The 775-nt window shown below is 50.1% G+C and carries 1 protein-coding gene; it reads left to right on the top strand.

What is annotated here, in order from left to right:
* The coding region (gene murG, locus R7Q48_RS26615; RefSeq protein WP_318133217.1) for an undecaprenyldiphospho-muramoylpentapeptide beta-N-acetylglucosaminyltransferase at positions 1–775 on the top strand (775 nt) is incomplete at both ends.

Below are 775 nucleotides of genomic sequence, written 5' to 3'. Positions count from 1 at the left end.
AGGTCTGCGAGGCCAAGGCGTTAAACGTCTTTTAGCTGCCCCTTTTCAAATTATTAATGCCATCATGCAAGCACGAGCGCACATGAAGCGCTGGCAGCCGGATGCCGTTTTAGGTATGGGCGGCTATGTGAGTGGTCCGGGTGGTATCGCGGCTTGGTTAAGCGGTATCCCGGTTGTTCTACACGAACAAAACGCGGTTGCAGGTTTAACAAATCAATGGCTATCAAAGATCGCTAAGAAAGTCTTTCAAGCGTTTCCCGGCGCATTTCCTTCTGCGGCGGTTGTCGGTAACCCTGTACGTGAAGACGTAACGCAGTTGGATGAGCCCGCTCAACGTATGCAAGAGAGAGAAGGACCAATTCGTATTCTTGTTATGGGCGGCAGCCAAGGGGCGCGTATTCTTAATCAAACATTACCAGCGGTGATGGCAAACTTGGGACAAGACTACTGTATTCGTCATCAAGCAGGCAAAGGCGCAGCGCAAGAAGTGCAAGCCGCTTATCAAGCGAACAATGTTGCTAATGCAGAAGTGACCGAGTTTATCGATGATGTTGCACAAGCGTATGCGTGGGCAGATCTGCTAGTGTGCCGTTCTGGCGCATTGACGGTATCTGAAGTCTCAGCTGCAGGTGTAGGCGCGATTTTTATCCCGTTCATGCATAAAGACCGTCAACAGGCACTGAATGCCGACCACTTAGTGGAATGCGGTGCTGCGAAGATGATTGAACAACCTGATTTAACCGTGGAGTCTTTGACTCAACAGATCCAACAATTG

The sequence above is a fragment of the Vibrio sp. 378 genome (genome assembly GCF_033339435.1).
Note: the sequence above shows the minus strand (reverse complement) of the source record. Positions and strands in the feature narration are given on the sequence as shown.